The organism is Pseudomonas sp. WS 5078, assembly GCF_012985745.1.
GTDB classification, from domain to species: domain Bacteria; phylum Pseudomonadota; class Gammaproteobacteria; order Pseudomonadales; family Pseudomonadaceae; genus Aquipseudomonas; species Aquipseudomonas lundensis_A.
The window spans coordinates 1-18,068 of the sequence record NZ_JAAQWX010000007.1 but is presented as its reverse complement, the minus strand read 5'-3'; the positions used below and the strand labels follow the sequence as shown (position 1 = coordinate 18,068).

Here is an 18,068-nt window from a genome sequence, read left to right as displayed (position 1 = left end):
CTGATCGCGGGCAAGGCCTGATGCTCCTGTGGGAGCCTCGGGGCTTGCCCGCGATTGCTTTTGTGGAATGAATTGAACATGACAACCCCACGCACTTCCAAAGCCACACGCCATCAGCCCAAGGCTGCCAGCGAAGCCAAGCCGGCTGCACCACGAGTCAAACCCAGCTTGCACCCGCGCAATCGCCATCAGGGGCGTTACGACTTCCCGCAACTGATCTCGGTGTGCCCTGAACTGGGTCAGTTCGTGATCATCAACCCGTACGGCAAAGAGAGCATCGACTTCGCCAACCCGGACGCCGTGCGGGTGTTCAACCGCGCCCTGCTCAAAGCGTTCTACGGCATTGCGCACTGGGACATCCCGGCTGACTACCTGTGCCCACCCGTCCCGGGACGCGCCGATTACGTGCATTTTCTGGCGGACCTGTTGGCCACCCTCAATGACGGCGTGATTCCGCGTGGCCCGAGCGTGCGCGTGCTGGATATCGGCATGGGCGCCAACTGCGTGTACCCGCTGATCGGTCATAGCGATTACCGCTGGCAGTTCCTCGGTACTGAGGTCGACACCATCGCCCTGAAGGCGGCCAAAGCCATCGTGCAATCCAACGGTTTGAACAAAGCCATCAGCCTGCGCCAGCAACCCAACCCGCAGAAGATCCTGCTGGACGTGCTGCAAAGCAGTGAGCGTTTTGACCTGAGCATGTGCAACCCGCCGTTCCACGCGTCATTGGACGAAGCACAGCGCGGCAGCGAGCGTAAATGGCGGGCACTGGGCAAGGCAGACCCAAAACGCAAGTTGCCGGTCCTGAACTTTGGCGGCCAGGCCGCAGAGTTGTGGTGTGAAGGCGGCGAGCAGCGCTTTGTCACGCAGTTGATCCGCGAAAGCGTGCAAGTGGGCCGTCAGGTGCTGTGGTTTAGCACACTGGTGTCCAAAGCCTCCAACTTGCCGGCCATCCAGACCGCCCTGAAAAAAGCAGGCGTTCGCGAGAGCCAGGTGGTGGACATGTCCCAGGGCAACAAGCAAAGCCGTTTTGTGGCCTGGACCTTCCACGATAAAGAACAGCAACAACTGTGGCGCGAGAAGAACTGGAAATAACCGGCAACAAGCGCCCACAAAAAAGCCGCGCTCCGGATCGCTCCGGGGCGCGGCTTTTTAACAAGTGTCTTACTTGTTAACAGCGTCAGTCAGGCCTTTGGCCACAACGAGCTTGATCACTTTCTTGGCAGCGATTTCGATGGCTGCGCCAGTCGAAGGGTTACGGCCAGTACGGGCAGGACGCTCGGTCACTTTCAGTTTGCCAATACCTGGCAGAGTGATTTCGCCGCCATTTTCCAATTGATCAGCAACGATCTGAGCCAGTTGGTCCAGAGCGTTACGCGCGGTAGTTTTCGGCGCGTCGATAGCTTCAGCGATATCGGCGATCAGTTGGTCTTTAGTAATAGCCATTGAGATGTTCCTTCCCTATCAAATTCATTTGGTTTGCAGAGTGCAAAGTCAGCTATCGAGCCAGATATTGGGGGTCTGGCACGCCCGTTTGCTTTCACGACGAATCGCGGATGTAGAGTGCTGAAACGGAGTTTGGTTCGACCTGACACATGCTGAATCCGCGCTTTGCGCCGTTACCCAGCGCAAGACCGGGCAAAACTAGCACAGAGACGGCCAAATATCCGCCTCTACCTGCCCATTTGGTCAGCTTTATCGCGTTAAAACCGTAAAAAAACGCCTCCCGGCCGACAGAAGCACCCTAAACCCCGGTGCGAAGGCCGTCCAAAGGCTCAGGTGCGTTACACTTGCCGCTTTCGCGGGGCCTGCCCCCTGTCTTCTGATCACTCGCCGAGAAGCCCATGCCGATCCGTCATTGCATCGTCCATCTGATTGAGAAAAAACCCGACGGTACGCCCGCTGTTCTCCACGCCCGCGACACCGAATTGGCCGAGTCGCAGGCCATCGAGAACATGCTCGCGGACCTCAACGAAAGCTATAACGCCAAACAAGGCAAGGCCTGGGGCTTTTTCCATGCCGAATCCGGCGCGCATCCGTTCAGCGGCTGGCTCAAGGAGTACCTGGATGGCGGCACCGACTTCACGGCCTTCAGCCGCGTAGCCGTCGAGCACCTGCAAAAGCTGATGGAAGAGTCCAACCTGTCAGTGGGCGGCCATGTACTGTTCGCCCACTATCAACAAGGCATGACCGATTATCTGGCCATTGCCCTGCTGCACCACAGCGAAGGCGTGGCGGTGAACGCAGAGCTGGACGTGACCCCGTCGCGTCATCTGGACCTTGGCCAGTTGCACCTCGCAGCGCGGATCAACTTGTCCGAGTGGCAGAACAACAAACAGTCCAAGCAGTACATTTCGTTCATCAAAGGCAAAAACGGCAAGAAGGTGTCAGAGTATTTCCGCGACTTCATCGGCTGCCAGGAAGGCGTCGACGGGCCCGGCGAAACCCGCACCCTGCTTAAAGCCTTTAGCGATTTCGTGGAAAGCGAAGACCTGCCAGAAGAGTCCGCACGCGAGAAAACCAAAACCCTGGTCGATTACGCCAGCAGCCAGGCCAAAATCGGCGAACCGATGGGCCTTGAAGAGCTGTCCGAGTTGATCGACGAAGAGCGCCCGAAAGCGTTTTACGATCACATCCGCAACAAAGACTACGGCCTCTCGCCGGAAATCCCGGCAGACAAACGCACCCTCAACCAGTTCCGCCGCTTCACAGGCCGTGCCGAGGGCCTGTCGATCAGTTTTGAAGCCCATTTGCTGGGCTCCAAAGTGGAATTCGACGAAGAGGCCGGCACGCTGATCCTCAAGGGCTTGCCGACCCAACTGCTCGACCAGCTCAAGCGCAACAAATAATGCTCAACGGGATCCTGAAAAAAGTCCTGTTCGTGCTGGTGGTCGTGGTGATTTTTCAGAACTGGGGCAAGATTGAACGCGTGCTCAACCCTTCGGGCGTTGTTGCCGAGCAGACCCGGGCCAACGCCCGTGTTGTGCTCTACGCCACCGAGTGGTGCGGGTATTGCAAAGCCACCCGCCGCTTTCTCGACGAAAAAGGCATCCCGTACACCGAATTCGATATCGACAAAGACCCTGTCGCGCGCAAGGCGTATGAAGCGCTGGGCGGACGCGGGATTCCGATACTCGATGTGAATGGCACGCTGATTCGCGACTTCAAGCCCGAGGCGATCCTCGACGCATTGAAATAAACGGCGCACCGCCTGCCAAGGGCGACAACGGATAAATGCCTGCCCCTCACCCGCGCAGACCGATTACCGCTATGCCTGGCTTTTTACCAGGCACTCCTTGGCGCTCTTCCTGAGCTTTTTGATCAGCCGCTCCTGACGCAGCGCCTCGCCTTTGTCGGGCCAGCATTCGACATACACCAGTGCTACCGCCGGGCTGGACGCAAAAAAGCGCGCACCCTTGCCGCTTTGATGCTTGGCAAAACGCTTATGCGGGTCATCGCTGATACCGCAATACAACGCCCCGTTGGCAGCCCGCACCAGGTACACAAACCAGGGTTTACTCGCGGCTGTCGCTTCACAAGATTCGGTTACTGCGGTCACTGTTACAGCCCTTGGCCGCGCGCCTGAAAGGCCTTGAGACCTTTTTTCGCCTGGGCCCGGATCGCATTTTTCACCAGCGGCGTCCAGCCCAGCAGCGTGCCTTTGATACCCAGCGCCTGACGCGACCAACGCCACAGGTCGAAATGGTCATGGTGCTCGCAGATTTTGCCGTCGCGAAAAACAAAGCGCGCCTGAATGTCGTTGATGACAATCGCCCCGGTCTGGCTGAACACATAAGTAGCCACCCAATGCGCGCTGCCCTGCTGATCGTCCGCCTGCACTTGGTTGAAACTGAGGGTGAAATCCTTGGCCCGGGACGTGAGCATGCGCCACATGTCACGAGCGTCCTGCCCACGCAACTGGCCAAACACCGGATCGCTGAACAGCACGTCTTCGGTGTAACACTGCGCCATGGTTTCGGCATCCAGCTGCTGGAATGCTTGATAGAAACGAGTGATCAACGCGTGGTGGGCTTGGCTCATGACGGGGTCCGTGCAGGATGGAATTCGTGCACGATAATCCGACATGAGCAGAAACACTATGGCTTCAGATCTTCTCGCTGACGACATTGACGTATTTCGCACGCCCGGCCCCCAGTCCGGCGATGATCGCACCGATGCCCACGACGCCGAAAATCCACCCCAGGGCGTTCCAGCCACCGGTCAATTCGTGGACCAGCCCCACGGCAAACGGGCCCATGGAGGCCACGGTGTAGCCGATGCCTTGCGCCATCCCCGACAAATTGGCCGCGACGTGGGCGTCTCGCGAACGCAACACGATCAGGGTCAGCGCCAAGCTGAATGTCCCGCCCTGCCCCAGCCCCAACACAATGGCCCAGCCCCACAAGCCGTTAAGCGGCGCATACAGGCACCCAAACAAACCGGCCAAGGTCATCCCCATCACCAACACAATGGCCAGACGCTGATCCTTGCCCCGCGTGGCCAACCAGGGCGCGGTCAACGCGGTGGCCAGTTGCACGATCACTGACCCGGACATCACCAGCCCGGCTTGCGTCGGGGTCAACCCACGGCCAATCAGGATCGACGGCAACCAGCCAAACACGATGTACGACAAGGACGATTGCAAGCCCATATACAGCGTGACCTGCCACGCCAACGGGTCACGCAATAAACCGCGCACCCGGTAAGCCACGTTATGCGCGCCCTGACGCTTGCCCACTTGCGGCAGCCAGAAGAACGCGGCCAACACCGCCGGTAACGCCCAGAAACCTAGCCCTATCGCCCAACTGTTATCAAAATAATGGCTCAGCGGCACGGTCGCCCCGGCAGCCAGCGCAGCGCCCAGACAGAGTGCCATGGTGTAAACCCCGGTCATGGTGCCAGCATGCCCGGCGAAGTCACGCTTGATGATGCCGGGCAACAGCACACCGATTACCCCGATGCTGGCACCGGCCAGAATGCTGCCGGCAAACAGACCGTTTTCCCCCAGGTAACTGCGCAGCACGATGCCGCCGCCGAGTGTCAGCAAGATCCCCAACACCACGCGCTCGGTGCCGAATCGCCGGGCCAGTATCGGCGCCAGGGGCGCGAAGATGCCGAGGCACAACACCGGCAAGGTGGTCAGCAAGCCTGCTTGCGCGGCCGACAACCCCAATTGATCAGAGACCTCGCCCAACAGCGGCGCCATGCTCGACAACGCCGGGCGCAAGTTCAACGCCACCAGCACCAGGCCCAGCAGCAACAACCAGGGGCGCACCACCACTGGAGGCGCTTGCTGGACCACTTCGTCGTCCACCTCGGCATCAATCAGCAATTGATCCAGATCTTCCAGATGGCGTGCGGGTTCGGGGCTGTCGTTATGGTGTGGCGGATTGCTCGTCATGGCCTGCTCCGGTTCAAGGTTTATTGTTCAACGTCCGGCAAAACGCCATCGCCCGTTGAGGGTCTTATTGTTCGACAGCAGCCTGCCGTTCGATGTGCCGATCGAACACCGACGGGCGGCGCGGGTGAATAGTCGATGTGTGACGCAACTGGCTGCAGACGCCACTGGAGCTGTCGTGATACAGCTCGCTGAGCGCCGGGTTGTGCACGGCAATAATCAGGCGCAGGAGAAATAGCAGGTCGCAGCCGATGTCGGTATTGAGAGCGCCGCAGTGTTGCTGGCGCGGACCTCAAAAGATTCGGGACATCTTAGCCAGACGAAGACGCCGGGGGCAATCCGGGCGTGTGAGGTAGGAGGCTGCGCGCTTTGATGTGATCAAAGCGCGCAGCCTGCGGGTGTCACGACAGGCCTAGTGCAAGATCTGGTTCAGAAACAACTGGGTCCGATCGTTTTGCGGGGTGTCGAAGAAATCGTTGGGCGCGGCCTGCTCAACGATTTCACCTTTATCCATGAAGATCACCCGATTCGCCACGGTCCGGGCAAAGCCCATTTCATGGGTCACGCAGAGCATCGTCATACCGTCTTGTGCCAGGCCGATCATGGTGTCGAGCACCTCCTTGACCATTTCCGGGTCCAGTGCCGACGTCGGTTCGTCAAACAACATGATCTTGGGCTTCATGCACAACGCCCGGGCAATCGCCACCCGCTGTTGCTGCCCACCCGACAGTTGCCCTGGGTATTTGTGCGCCTGTTCGGGAATGCGCACCCGTTCCAGATAATGCATGGCAATTTCTTCGGCTTGCCGCTTGGGCATCTTGCGCACCCACATCGGTGCCAGCGTGCAGTTTTGCAGGATGGTCAGGTGCGGAAACAGGTTGAAGTGCTGAAACACCATGCCCACCTCACGGCGCACGCTTTCGATCTGTTTGAGGTCATTGGTCAGCTCGACGCCATCCACCACGATGCGTCCCTGCTGGTGTTCTTCAAGGCGATTGAGGCAACGTATTGTGGTGGACTTGCCCGAGCCCGAAGGCCCGCACAGCACTATCCGCTCCCCTGGCTGCACATTGAGGTTGATGTCTTTAAGTACATGGAACTGGCCGTACCATTTGTTCACCCCAAGCATCTGGATGATGCCTTGTGGCTCGGCGGTCTGTTTGATGGCTTCACTCATGACGCACGTCTCCTAATGCTTGTGGCCTGTGTCCAGCTTGCGCTCCAGGTGCATGGAGTAGCGGGACATACCGAAACAGAAAATCCAGAACACCAGGGCCGCGAACACATACCCTTCGGTCGCCATACCCAGCCATTTGGGGTCCGCTGCTGCTTGCTTGACGCTGTTGAGCAGGTCAAACAGGCCAATGATGATGACCAGGCTGGTGTCCTTGAACAGGGCAATGAAAGTGTTGACGATGCCGGGGATTACCAGCTTCAAGGCTTGCGGCAAAATCACCAGCCCGGTGCTGCGCCAGTAACCGAGGCCCATGGCAGCCGCGGCCTCGTACTGGCCCTTGGGGATCGCTTGCAACCCGCCGCGCACCACTTCGGCCACGTAAGCCGACTGGAACAGAATCACCCCGATCAACGCCCGCAGCAGCTTGTCGAAGTTCATGCCTTCGGGCAGAAACAGCGGCAGCATCACTGACGACATGAACAACACCGTGATCAACGGCACCCCGCGCCAGAACTCGATAAAGGTCACGCATACCACGCGGATGGCGGGCATATCGGAGCGACGGCCCAGCGCCAGCAACACACCCAGCGGCAAGGCACCGGCAATGCCCACCGTGGCAATCACCAGTGTCAGCATCAGACCGCCCCACTGGCTGGTGGCAACAGGGCTCAAGCCCCAATAACCACCGTGCAGCAAGGTGTAGGCCAGCAGCGGGTACACCACCAAAAAGCCCAGTCCGTAGACCGTCTTGTGCTTGAAGCGCGATACGAACAGCGGCGCGGCCCCGAGCACCGCCAGCCAGACGCTCAGGTCCACCCGCCAGCGCAACGCGCTGGGGTAGTAGCCGTACATGAATTGACCAAAGCGTTGCTGAATAAACACCCAACACGCGCCGTCTTTGGTGCAGTCTTCGCGGGTGGTGCCAACCCAGTTGGCATCGAGAATCGCCCAGTTCAGCAACGGCGGCACGATCAGCCACACCAGATAGCACGCCAGCAGGGTCAGCACGGTGTTGAACGCATTGGAAAACAGATTGGCCCGAGCCCATGCCAGCAGGCCAATGCGCATGCCCGGCGCAGGCAAGTCGGGTTTGAAAACATGAGTGGTCATGGTCGCGCCCTCATCGTTCGATCAGCGCAATGCGCGAGTTGTACACGTTCATCAACAGCGAAATGCTAAGGCTGATGGCCAGGTACACGCTCATGGTGATGGCAATGACTTCGATTGCCTGGCCGGTCTGATTGAGAACCGTCCCTGCAAACAGCGACACCATCTCCGGATAACCGATACCTGCGGCCAGCGAAGAGTTTTTCACCAGGTTCAGGTATTGGCTGGTCAGGGGCGGAATAATCACCCGCAACGCTTGAGGAATGATCACCTTGCGCAGCGTCGGTCCCGATTTCAGGCCCAGAGAATGCGCGGCTTCAGTCTGACCATGGCTGACTGACTTGATACCCGAGCGCACGATTTCAGCAATAAATGCAGCGGTGTACACCGTGAGGGCAAGGGTCAGGGCCAGCAGCTCCGGGATCAGCACCCAGCCACCCACGAAATTGAAGCCTTTGAGCTGCGGTATTTCCCAATGCACCGGGCTGCCCGTCAGCCACACGCAGATACCCGGAATCACTACCAATAGCCCTAGCGCCGCCCAGAACTTATGAAATGGCATGCCGGTGTCTTCAAAGCGCTTGTTGGCCCAACGCACCATCAGGACCACAACCACGAGAGCCAGCAGAACGCTAAATACAAATGGCCAGAAGGCCTCGGTGGCCATCGCTGCGGGCATGTTCAGCCCGCGATTGCTCATGTAGAAGGTGTCAGCAATGTTGTGACTGTTGCGCGGCAGCGGCATGGTCAGGAACACAGCGAAATACCAGAACAGAATTTGCAGCAGGGGCGGAATATTGCGAAACACCTCAACGTATACCGTCGCCAGCTTGTTGATCATCCAGTTGGGTGACAGCCTCGCGATGCCAATAATGAAACCCAGCATCGTCGCCAATACCACGCCAATGGCCGAAACCAGCAAGGTATTGAGCAAGCCGATGACAAAAACACGGGCATAACTGTCGGACTCGGTGTAATCGATCAAGTGTTGCGCGATGCCGAATCCGGCACTGCGCTCCAGAAAGTCAAACCCCGACGTAATGCCCCGGTGCTGCAAGTTGGTCTGGGTGTTGTCAAACAGATACGCGCCCAGCCAGACCACCAGTACCACAGTGACGATCTGAAATACCCACCCACGCACACGTGGATCGCTCAGGCTAAGCCTGGGCTTGAGTGCGCCGACTTTAGTCTGCATGTTGAACCCCTGAAAAAAATGGACATAACATCACCCGGCCTTGGAGCGGCCGGGTGACAGCGCTATCAGCGCACAGGGGGTGCGTATTGGATCCCGCCGTTGTTCCACAGGGCATTGAGCCCGCGGTCGATGGCCAAAGGTGTGCTTTTGCCGAGGTTTTTCTCAAACACTTCGCCGTAGTTGCCAACCTGACTGACGACCTGCACGACCCAGTCCTTGGGCAGTTTCAAGTCTTTGCCGTATTCACCATCAGCGCCCAACAAGCGTGCAACGTCCGGGTTTTTCGTGGACTTGGCTTCTGCCACCACGTTTTTGGAAGTAATCCCGGCCTCTTCCGCATTGAGCATGGCGTAGAGGGTCCATTTGACGATGCTGAACCAATCCTCATCGCCCTTGCGTACCACCGGCCCCAAGGGTTCTTTGGAAATGGTTTCAGGCAACACCACGTAATCGCCAGGTGTCGCCAGTTTGGTGCGCTGCGCGTACAGCTGCGATTTGTCGGAGGTCAGCACATCACAGCGCCCGCTTTCCAGCGATTTGGCGCTTTCGTCAGAGGTGTCGAAGGTAATCGGCGTGTATGTAAGGTTATTGGCGCGGAAGTAATCAGAGACATTGAGCTCAGTGGTCGTGCCCGCCTGAATGCAAATGGTGGCGCCGTCCAGCTCCTTGGCGCTTTTGACCCCCAGTTTGTTGTTCACCAAAAACCCCACGCCGTCGTAGTACGTCACGCCGGCGAACACCATGCCCATGCCTGCATCACGGGAGCTGGTCCACGTGGTGTTACGCGACAGAACATCCACCTCGCCCGATTGCAGCGCCGTGAAACGCTCTTTGGCATTCAACTGGCTGAACTTGACCTTGGTCGCGTCACCAAACACAGCGGCGGCCACGGCGCGGCAAATGTCCGCATCAATCCCGAGAATTTTCCCGGACGCGTCCGGCACCGAAAAACCGGGCAGCCCGTCACTCACACCACATTGCACAAAGCCTTTCTTTTTCACGCTGTCCAGCGTTGCGCCCGCATGGGCAAAACCGCTCATAGTGAGGACTACGGCTGCTGTGGCCAGGGCCAAAGTGGATTTCAACTGCTTCATTCAAACCTCCAAGTCTTGCTTTTATTGTGTTTGAACAAGACCCGCCGCCCCCTTGTGAGGCACTGTTGACCTGTGTTGGCATTAAATGAGGTCAAGCGGCATAAGCCTTGAGCGATGGGTGCATCGCACAAGCCTTCAAACTGAAGCGCTCACTTGAGCGGTTGAACTCCTTGTCCAGCTTCACCTTCGGGCTTTTTGCTATCCCCCCGACGGCAGTTGCCTGTTAGTGTTACCGCCGGAAATATGCAGAGACGCCCATAGCTCATAGCAAAGCGCGTACCAGTCACACGCCCTGCGACATTGCGCGCTTATTTTCAGAAAAATCGTTCAAGCAATAGACATTTTCGCCAAACGTTAAACGAACTCGTACTCAAGCCGCGCCCCCTGATGGCACGCCTGCACAACGATGGAGCAACCATGACCGAGCCTCTTATCCTCGACCCCCCAAAGCCCGCTGATGCCTGTGTTATCTGGCTTCATGGCTTGGGCGCGGATCGTTATGACTTCTTGCCGGTGGCCGAAGCGCTGCAAGAAAACCTGCTGACTACACGTTTTGTTTTGCCGCAGGCACCCACTCGCCCAGTCACCATCAATGGCGGGTATCCCATGCCCAGCTGGTACGACATCAAGGCCATGAGCCCGGCCCGATCAATCAGCGAAGACGAGTTAAATGAATCTGCCCGGATGGTCATTGAGCTGATCGATCAACAGAAAGCACACGGGATAGATGCCAACCGTATTTTTCTGGCCGGGTTTTCTCAGGGCGGCGCCGTGGTATTTCACACCGCGTACCTGAAATGGCAGGGCGCATTGGGTGGCGTAATCGCCCTCTCCACCTACGCGCCAACCTTCAGCGATGAAATGGAATTGTCCGCCAGTCAGCAACGCATTCCGGCCTTGTGCCTACACGGTCAGTACGATGATGTAGTCCAAAACTCCATGGGTCGCACGGCGTATGAACATTTAAAGAGCCGCGGCGTAACCGTGATCTGGCAGGAATACCCCATGAGCCATGAAGTGTTACCTGAGGAAATCCGGGACATAGGCGTCTGGCTCAAGGCGCGTCTGAGTTAAAACCGAAACATCCTGTCGTTCACTACGCCGAGCACGCGACTTGCATTACACTGCCCGGCGTACACTCCTTAACCAACTGATGAGATGACCGTGCTCAAAGCACTCAAAAAAATATTCGGTAAAAGCGAGGCTGAGCCGCTCGCGCCTGCTTCCACAGCACCTTCCAGCAGCCCCGGCCCGCGAACCGACGCGCAACACAGCGCCCAACCTGCTCCCGCTGATGCCTCGGTGACAACGCCCGACGCACAGCCTGCTGCACCTTCGGCACGCAGCGAAAAACCAAAGCCGACCAAACCGCGCCGGGAAGCGGCCCCCAAGCCACCGGTCATCCCCTGGAAACTCGAAGATTTCGTGGTAGAGCCTCAAGAAGGCAAAACCCGCTTTCACGACTTCAAGCTCGCGCCCGAGCTGATGCACGCTATCCAGGACCTGGGTTTTCCTTATTGCACACCGATTCAGGCGGGCGTATTGGGTTACACCCTCTCAGGCCGTGATGCGATTGGCCGCGCACAGACCGGTACCGGTAAAACCGCCGCGTTCCTGATTTCGATCATCAGTCAACTGACGCAAACCCCGCCGCCCAAAGAACGCTACATGGGCGAGCCCCGCGCCTTGATCATCGCGCCGACCCGCGAGCTGGTGGTGCAAATTGCCAAAGACGCAGCCGACCTGACCAAATACACCGACCTCAATGTCATGACGTTCGTAGGCGGCATGGACTTCGACAAGCAACTCAAACAGCTTGAAGCCCGTCACTGCGACATTCTGGTAGCCACCCCGGGCCGCCTGCTGGACTTCAACCAGCGCGGCGAAGTGCATTTGGACATGGTTGAAGTGATGGTCCTCGACGAAGCCGACCGCATGCTGGACATGGGCTTCATTCCGCAGGTGCGCCAGATCATCCGCCAGACCCCGCCCAAAGCCGAACGCCAGACCTTGCTGTTCTCCGCGACCTTCACCGAAGACGTCATGAACCTCGCCAAGCAATGGACCACCGACCCGGCAATCGTGGAAATTGAATCCGAAAACGTGGCCAGCGACCGTGTGGAGCAACACGTCTACGCCGTAGCCGGGGCCGATAAGTACAAGTTGTTGTTCAACCTGGTGAATGACAACGGTTGGGAACGTGTCATCGTATTTGCCAACCGCAAGGATGAAGTGCGCCGCATCGAAGAGCGGCTGGTACGTGACGGCCTCAACGCCGCGCAACTGTCGGGCGACGTACCCCAGCACAAACGCATCAAGACGTTGGAAGGCTTCCGTGAAGGTAAAATCCGCGTTCTGGTCGCCACCGACGTGGCGGGTCGCGGCATTCACATCGACGGCATCAGCCACGTGATCAACTTCACCCTGCCGGAAGTGCCGGACGACTACGTCCACCGCATTGGCCGAACCGGGCGTGCGGGTGCAGACGGCGTATCCATCAGCTTTGCCGGTGAAGACGACTCGTATCAACTGCCTGCTATCGAAACCAAGCTGGGCCGCAAAATCAGCTGCGAAACCCCGCCCACCGAACTGCTGCGCCCCGTGGTACGTGCCACCCGCAAACCCCACGACCCGACCGAAACAGCCTGATCGATCCGGCCAGCCCTTGCTCGCGATAGCGGAACGACCGCTTCGCGAGCCCGACTGGCACTTCTGGCACTGACTAATCGCGTAATGCCAGCTCCGCTTCGCGCTGCGCAATGGCAGCTTCCAGCTCGGGCGAACGTTTGGCCCATTGCTCGGGTGGTATCGGTTTAGACCATTCAACAATCTCCGGCCAGGTCAAATCTGGAGGGGGGTTTAGTTTTAGCTTGTGCACGGCGCTAATGAACAACACATTAAATACAAATACACCGAAAAAGCCTTCCCATAGCAATGCCAACGGCCAGCCCTTGCGACTGGCAGCCTCGCCCAGTTGCTCCCAATAGGTTGCTAATACCCCCTTGGTGTACGGATGATATTGGGGTGGAGTATCAACTGCGTCGGGCCCGATTTCCATGTAACTACGCATACACTCCCAGACCATTTTTGAGGCCCTGGTACTGCCACTGGCAAAAGAAAAACGGCAGTATTTAACTTTCTCATCCGCCTCAGGGTCAGGATTTTTGAACACCACGAGCAATCCCCCGCCTGTTGAATATTTTCCTGCTTGAGTCATTGAATAACACTCAGTTGCTTGGGCGACAACGGTTTCCCACGGAACAATCCAATATTCGCTAGCATTAATCGGAACGCAAACTTCTCGACGCTGGCGATTAAAACGAGCAGGCAAAGGCACCGGCTTTTTCAAGACAGTGACAAGAAGATAAATAGGATAAGCAAACAAAATGACGCCCAAGTAAAGAACATCCCAATCACCCCAAAAAAAGGCAACCGCAGTAAAAATTAATATATTTACCCATAACACGACGATAGCCTGACCTATTGCGAATAAACCGACATCCATATAAACGTCATTTTTTATCCACACACTACCCAGCACGTCATTCGCAACTTCTCCGGTTGGCACTGCTAACGGCGCCAAATATTCGTTTTGTGAAAAAAAACCTTTCTGACTTGTACCTGCTGGCGGAAGAGTCATTCCCTAATACTCAAGGGCTTTAAACTTTTACCATGGTCTTCGATACGCACACGTAAACGCTCAGCTTTATTCAATTCTGGAGTTGGAGCATCGCGTACCGCCACCAAACCGATGAGCGGAGAGCAAGTAAATGCGAGCCCTTCTTGCCCCCCAATAAACTCTGACAGGTTCAACATTGAAGTGATGGGGGTTCGGTATCGTATACGCACCGATACCAGACGAGGTTGAGTCCCAAGAACATCAGGCACAAGGTTAAACAGTCCCGACAAACGTATACCCTGCCCTTCCTTATACGGTATCCAGTTACACGTACTGGTTTCAATCCAATACTTACCTATATCCCGCATCGGTCTCGGCGGGACGACAAGATGGCCAGAGCCGTTATTTTTAATCATGTTTCTATAAGCAATCGTATCAACAGGATCACCCACTATAGAAATATCAACATACGAGCCATAAAAACCAGCACCTGGCAAATCCACTGTCAGAGATTCAACTGTCGAGACATATCGAAAACCGTCCCAGTTATCCACTAACTCTTGGCTGGACCCGTTTTCAAAACTGAGGCGCGGCGTAAACAGTATATTCTGTAACTCCATCAACTCTTTAGCCTGGGCTTCGTACGCAATAACTTCCCACTTCCCCGCCCTCAACTTTGACCAACAGCAATGAGCAAGAAAATTCTGTAAGGGCGTCCGCTGCATGAACCAAGAAACCACATAAAACACGCCTAAGACCGCTAATACCACATTAATCGGTCCCAACCATCTTAAATAACTGGCCTGTGCTAGCGCGACCCCATAGCTTGCAACCATGCTTTTAGAGGTGTGTATTATACCGAGCATCGCCTGTACGCCAGACGCTATAGCAAATCCCGCAGATACTGTCTGCCGCACTTTCAACCACGGATCTAAATTTCCCTGCATGTTATCTAGTTGAATTTGAAGTGCTTTGTATTCCATAAATGCTGCTATGGAAGAAAGAAAGCCAAGAATGCCACCCAGCATTGTCATAACGGAGGCGATGTATGAAGTTCTACCGGCCTTCAAAGAAATGACTTCAACGCCTCTCCCTCCCCAAAAACCCTTCCTGACCTGCGCATCAATCACCGCCACCAACGCGGCTGCTGCATATAACGTCGCGGACGCTGTCTCGTACTGACGCTGTTGATCCACCCCTTCCAGCACCTGCGCCTGGCTTAGATAACGCCCCGCATTCCAGCTATTGAGCAGCAATGCCGCCAATGCAATCACGCCGCCGCTATTTTGCACCGCAGGCGAGTTAACGATATTGGCGACGTGCCCTGTGCCGATGGCTTTACCGGTTATTTTTGCCCACTGAGTAAGTTCTTCGGCAGCTTTACCGACCAGTTGCAACACCTGCCGCCCGCCCTGATCGATCAGGCGCAAGCCGGTTTCACTGCCCACGCGCGCGGCAACCATGATGCTCATCCACGCCCCGCTTAACGGCGTGCCGGGCTCACCTCCCAGTAACAGCAATGCTGCCCCCAAGCGTTTGATAAGGGTATTCCACGAACTGTCAGCCTCGCGAGCAAGTTCGGCGAGGCTGGCAAGGATCGGCACGCCCAGCGGGCCGAGTATTTTGATCAAGGCCTGTTCGGCGTTGGCCTGGTTTTCCAGACTCAATGCCGCCATCAACTCTGCGGACCGGCTAATGCCGATGACCGCCGCCTCCAGGGTCGGGCTCCAGCCGTAGAACAACTGACGCAAGGCGCCTTGATCGGCACTGCGCACGTAGTCGGCATATTGCTCGGCACCTTGTTTGCGCAGGCATTGCGCGCTCAGGCAGGCAATGGCCAAGTGGCCAAGCCATGTCAGGTGAGCGGGGTTGTGGAAATCGACAAACCACGTGCCGCTATGGTGCCGGGCCAAATACACACCCCGGTCGGCATAGAGTCGGGTGTGGCGCTGTTGAACCTGAGCAAAATGGGTGGGGGCAGTGTGATCAAGCCACGTATTCATGGCCGGTAAGTCAATGTACTGCTCAACCTTTTCACTGACGAAACGGTTTTCCAGATTAGCCACTTTTGATGCTCGGTAATCGCGCACCAACGCTTCAACTTCCGTGTGCAAATGAGCAGGAATGAATTCACGCACCGGCGCTACCGTACGTTTTATTTGAGCCTGCACTTCTTCCAGCCTGACAGCACCTTCCCAATTCTTTGAATGACGCCCGCGCTTTTGATTCAACCGTGCTTCTTCGCGAAACAGCTCTTCGAGTTCATGATCAACCCTCAGCAGTTGCTCACCTTGCTCAGGGGTCAGCTCAAGGAGGTGCTCGCGGTAGCGATAACTCACCTGTCCCGCAATTTAAGCGCCATCTTCGGTAATCAGGCTGCGTATGAATCCGCCGATGCTCAAGCGCAGCTGGTGGTCCTGCTGCCATTGCTCATGCTGGCTTTCGACCTGTTCCTGTTCATGATTGATATCACGCAAAACGCCCAGATCGTCATCCAGGCAAGCCAGTACGGCATATAAGCCTTGAGCCTGCTGCTGGGCGAGTTCCAGCTGTTGCCGAACGCTGATCGGCGTCCACGGCACTGCGCTCCACTCACCGGGCGGCGTGTCGTCTGCGGTGATATCCGGATGGCCGGCCGCTACGCTGGCGCGTTCTTGGTTCCAGCGCCGGGCATCGGTTAATGCCGTGATGTTGTGCTGAATGTTGTCGGTGGGCCGGTTTTCGAACAGTCGCTGTGCCAATTGCTGTTCGTGGGCCTTATGCGCTGGGCCGTTGCGTAAATGGTCAAGGGTGACGGCCCGCGCATAGGTTTCAGGTATCAGTTCGCCCATGAGCTCATTCGCTTTATTGAGCGGTACGCAGTGAGGGGCCTGCAATTCATTGGCAAGCTGGCGTAAATCGAGTGCGCGCATGCGCTGGGCACGTACTTGCGGGTCATACAAGTTCTGGCAAGCCTCGGGCGAAAGGGGGTATTCGCTGTAGAGCATCGAGACCGGCTCATGCTTGCTCAGCGTAAGGCCATGGAGGTTGCCGCGTTCAACCCGCGTGTCATCGGCCTGTAGCGCCTGCTCATATAGGCATCCGTTGATCGCCACGGCATAGCGCTGCAGCCCTTTGCTGCCTTGCCACACATACACAAATCCTTCACGCAGCAATCGCGCGGCCATGGGATGACTGTCGGGAACAATGCCCGGTTGAGAGGCGCTGTGTGTCGCCGCCTGTTCGCTCAACGCGTACCGTACCGGCAGCACAAAAAGGTAAGGCTGGTGAGCCGGGCACTGGCCGCCGGCACTATGAATGTCGATATGTTCATGGCCACGGGCAGCCCGGTCAGCCGCCTCCAGTTGTGAGAGCCTGGCGAGTCGTTGCTCAGTGCTCATAGGGCAACCTCTGCGCATGCAATTTGGCGTTTGAACTCGTCCAGCACCTTGTCCAGGCGCTCTTTAGGTGAAAGCTCGCGAGCTGCCAGTAACTGGCGATACCGCGTGTGAGCGGGGCCGTCAGGGAAAGTGTCACCAAAATGACCGTAAACACTGACCCAGCGCATCACCTCATCCACAGCCCCAAACCCCTGACGCTCGGCATGGCCGCAGCAAGCAATCGCCCATTGCTTGCGCGCAGCTAACGCCAGCCCGTGCACATATTCCGGAAAATACTGCTCAGCATGTTCCAGTACGCGCTGCAGGATGACACCTCGCCCTTCTTGGCCGAGGTGCTCGATCTGTGGGACGTTGAGTTTCAACCAAGGGATATGCGCATAGTCGGCCCCGGCCTGCGCAGGCCCATTACGACGGAACTCACAACCAGGCAAGCGAATCAGGCTGACGGGGCCCATCACTTTTTCACGCACACCGGCAGGCAAGTCTTGCAACCACAATCGGGCAATCCGGGGGTCGTAATAACGGAATAACACGCTCACATCGCCGTCTACCCGGGCGTGAACCAGGCTGCGCAAGTGCGCAATCAAAAGGTCTTCGTCAACATCACTTTCCAGCCAGATGCCTGCATTGTCCTGCCAATGCATTTCAAAGGTGTGCGCCAACGGGCTGTGAGCTTCGACGCAGACTAATAACGGACTGCAAATCGTCAACTCGGCGTATTGGGTCATACGGTACAAAACATGAGGGATTGATCCGGGGGCCAGGTCCACCAATCGGACGGGAAGGTTTTCGATCTGGCAACTGTCGAGCAGCAAGTAAGCGCGGCTCATGCTTGAATGCTCGGCATTTTTTCGCAAACCGGGCAGATCGGCTTTGCTCCACGTGCGGCCGCCCTCAGTGCCTCAATTTGCGGAGCTGGCGCCAGGGCGATCAGCGGCTCAACAAGATCAGGTATGCCCGGTATCGGCACGCCCCCCAACTGGATCGGTGTGCTGCAAAAAATGCCCGCCGCATTGATCACGAGATGATGACCGCCTGCCATCAACGTCAGGTTCGCGCCTGCATCCAACGTCACCAGGGCCCCGGCCTTGAGGTGGA

At 57.1% G+C, this 18,068-nt stretch carries 18 protein-coding genes and 1 pseudogene; 5 read left to right on the top strand and 14 right to left on the bottom strand.

The features are described 5' to 3' along the window. The first annotated feature begins 78 nt into the window (after positions 1 to 78). On the top strand, positions 79 to 1,095 hold the full coding sequence (gene rlmF / locus HBN68_RS11235) for a 23S rRNA (adenine(1618)-N(6))-methyltransferase RlmF (RefSeq protein WP_094992503.1): 1,017 nt from the start codon (positions 79 to 81) through the stop codon (positions 1,093 to 1,095). A gap of 69 nt (positions 1,096 to 1,164) precedes the next feature. Here rlmF and HBN68_RS11230 read toward each other — a convergent pair whose 3' ends face one another. Further along, a complete protein-coding gene (locus tag HBN68_RS11230) occupies positions 1,165 to 1,446 on the bottom strand; it encodes an HU family DNA-binding protein (RefSeq protein WP_003440137.1) in 282 nt (93 codons plus the stop codon). 398 nt (positions 1,447 to 1,844) lie between these two features. On the opposite strand from HBN68_RS11230, the gene yejK reads away from it, so the two are divergent. Both yejK and HBN68_RS11220 read left to right on the top strand, forming a co-directional pair. Next, the gene (gene yejK / locus HBN68_RS11225) at positions 1,845 to 2,849 is read left to right on the top strand and encodes a nucleoid-associated protein YejK (protein ID WP_094992505.1); all 1,005 of its coding nucleotides are present in this window, start codon (positions 1,845 to 1,847) and stop codon (positions 2,847 to 2,849) included. Next, the gene (locus HBN68_RS11220) at positions 2,849 to 3,199 is read left to right on the top strand and encodes a glutaredoxin family protein (protein WP_169964118.1); all 351 of its coding nucleotides are present in this window, start codon (positions 2,849 to 2,851) and stop codon (positions 3,197 to 3,199) included. The genes yejK and HBN68_RS11220 overlap by 1 nt, the downstream gene beginning before the upstream one ends. A gap of 69 nt (positions 3,200 to 3,268) precedes the next feature. Here the strand turns inward: HBN68_RS11220 and HBN68_RS11215 are convergent, their stop codons facing one another. The 8 genes from HBN68_RS11215 to HBN68_RS11180 all read right to left on the bottom strand — a co-directional run bounded on the left by HBN68_RS11215 (position 3,269) and on the right by HBN68_RS11180 (position 9,971). Beyond that, a complete protein-coding gene (locus HBN68_RS11215; RefSeq protein ID WP_094992507.1) occupies positions 3,269 to 3,559 on the bottom strand; it encodes a GIY-YIG nuclease family protein in 291 nt (96 codons plus the stop codon). Between the two features lie 2 nt (positions 3,560 to 3,561). Beyond that, positions 3,562 to 4,041 carry a nuclear transport factor 2 family protein gene (locus tag HBN68_RS11210; protein WP_169964117.1) on the bottom strand — a complete coding sequence of 160 codons (480 nt, stop codon included), beginning with the start codon at positions 4,039 to 4,041 and terminating at the stop codon, positions 3,562 to 3,564. A gap of 64 nt (positions 4,042 to 4,105) precedes the next feature. Then, positions 4,106 to 5,425: a CynX/NimT family MFS transporter gene (locus HBN68_RS11205; protein ID WP_094992509.1), complete on the bottom strand. Its 1,320-nt coding sequence runs from the start codon at positions 5,423 to 5,425 to the stop codon at positions 4,106 to 4,108. A 40-nt stretch (positions 5,426 to 5,465) separates the two neighbouring features. After that, a complete protein-coding gene (locus tag HBN68_RS11200; protein ID WP_169964115.1) occupies positions 5,466 to 5,609 on the bottom strand; it encodes a hypothetical protein in 144 nt (47 codons plus the stop codon). Between the two features lie 201 nt (positions 5,610 to 5,810). Beyond that, complete coding sequence (locus HBN68_RS11195; RefSeq protein ID WP_169964113.1) at positions 5,811 to 6,575, bottom strand: amino acid ABC transporter ATP-binding protein; 765 nt, start codon at positions 6,573 to 6,575, stop codon at positions 5,811 to 5,813. Between the two features lie 12 nt (positions 6,576 to 6,587). Next, the gene (locus HBN68_RS11190) at positions 6,588 to 7,685 is read right to left on the bottom strand and encodes an amino acid ABC transporter permease (RefSeq protein ID WP_169964111.1); all 1,098 of its coding nucleotides are present in this window, start codon (positions 7,683 to 7,685) and stop codon (positions 6,588 to 6,590) included. A 10-nt stretch (positions 7,686 to 7,695) separates the two neighbouring features. Continuing rightward, positions 7,696 to 8,877 carry an amino acid ABC transporter permease gene (locus HBN68_RS11185; RefSeq protein WP_094992512.1) on the bottom strand — a complete coding sequence of 394 codons (1,182 nt, stop codon included), beginning with the start codon at positions 8,875 to 8,877 and terminating at the stop codon, positions 7,696 to 7,698. A gap of 65 nt (positions 8,878 to 8,942) precedes the next feature. Beyond that, positions 8,943 to 9,971 carry an amino acid ABC transporter substrate-binding protein gene (locus HBN68_RS11180; protein WP_169964109.1) on the bottom strand — a complete coding sequence of 343 codons (1,029 nt, stop codon included), beginning with the start codon at positions 9,969 to 9,971 and terminating at the stop codon, positions 8,943 to 8,945. Positions 9,972 to 10,388: 417 nt separating this feature from the next. Between HBN68_RS11180 and HBN68_RS11175 the strand changes: the two genes are divergently transcribed. Both HBN68_RS11175 and rhlB read left to right on the top strand, forming a co-directional pair. After that, entirely contained in the window at positions 10,389 to 11,045 is a 657-nt protein-coding gene (locus HBN68_RS11175) for an alpha/beta hydrolase (protein WP_094992513.1), read from the top strand. 84 nt (positions 11,046 to 11,129) lie between these two features. After that, positions 11,130 to 12,620, top strand: coding sequence for an ATP-dependent RNA helicase RhlB (rhlB, locus tag HBN68_RS11170; RefSeq protein WP_169964107.1), 1,491 nt, complete (start codon positions 11,130 to 11,132; stop codon positions 12,618 to 12,620). A gap of 73 nt (positions 12,621 to 12,693) precedes the next feature. Here rhlB and HBN68_RS11165 read toward each other — a convergent pair whose 3' ends face one another. The 5 genes and pseudogenes from HBN68_RS11165 to HBN68_RS11150 all read right to left on the bottom strand — a co-directional run. Further along, a complete protein-coding gene (locus tag HBN68_RS11165; protein WP_169964105.1) occupies positions 12,694 to 13,611 on the bottom strand; it encodes a DUF6708 domain-containing protein in 918 nt (305 codons plus the stop codon). After that, positions 13,608 to 15,929: a hypothetical protein gene (locus HBN68_RS22185; RefSeq protein WP_262373508.1), complete on the bottom strand. Its 2,322-nt coding sequence runs from the start codon at positions 15,927 to 15,929 to the stop codon at positions 13,608 to 13,610. The genes HBN68_RS11165 and HBN68_RS22185 overlap by 4 nt, the downstream gene beginning before the upstream one ends. Positions 15,930 to 15,941: 12 nt before the next feature. Next, positions 15,942 to 16,970 carry a toxin VasX gene (locus HBN68_RS22180; RefSeq protein ID WP_262373507.1) on the bottom strand — a complete coding sequence of 343 codons (1,029 nt, stop codon included), beginning with the start codon at positions 16,968 to 16,970 and terminating at the stop codon, positions 15,942 to 15,944. Continuing rightward, positions 16,967 to 17,800 (bottom strand): DUF4123 domain-containing protein, encoded by an 834-nt coding sequence (locus HBN68_RS11155; RefSeq protein WP_094992516.1) that lies wholly within the window; start codon positions 17,798 to 17,800, stop codon positions 16,967 to 16,969. The genes HBN68_RS22180 and HBN68_RS11155 overlap by 4 nt, the downstream gene beginning before the upstream one ends. After that, positions 17,797 to 18,068, bottom strand: a pseudogene (locus HBN68_RS11150) (type VI secretion system tip protein VgrG); the annotation flags it as partial. The pseudogene HBN68_RS11150 and the gene HBN68_RS11155, both read right to left, overlap by 4 nt.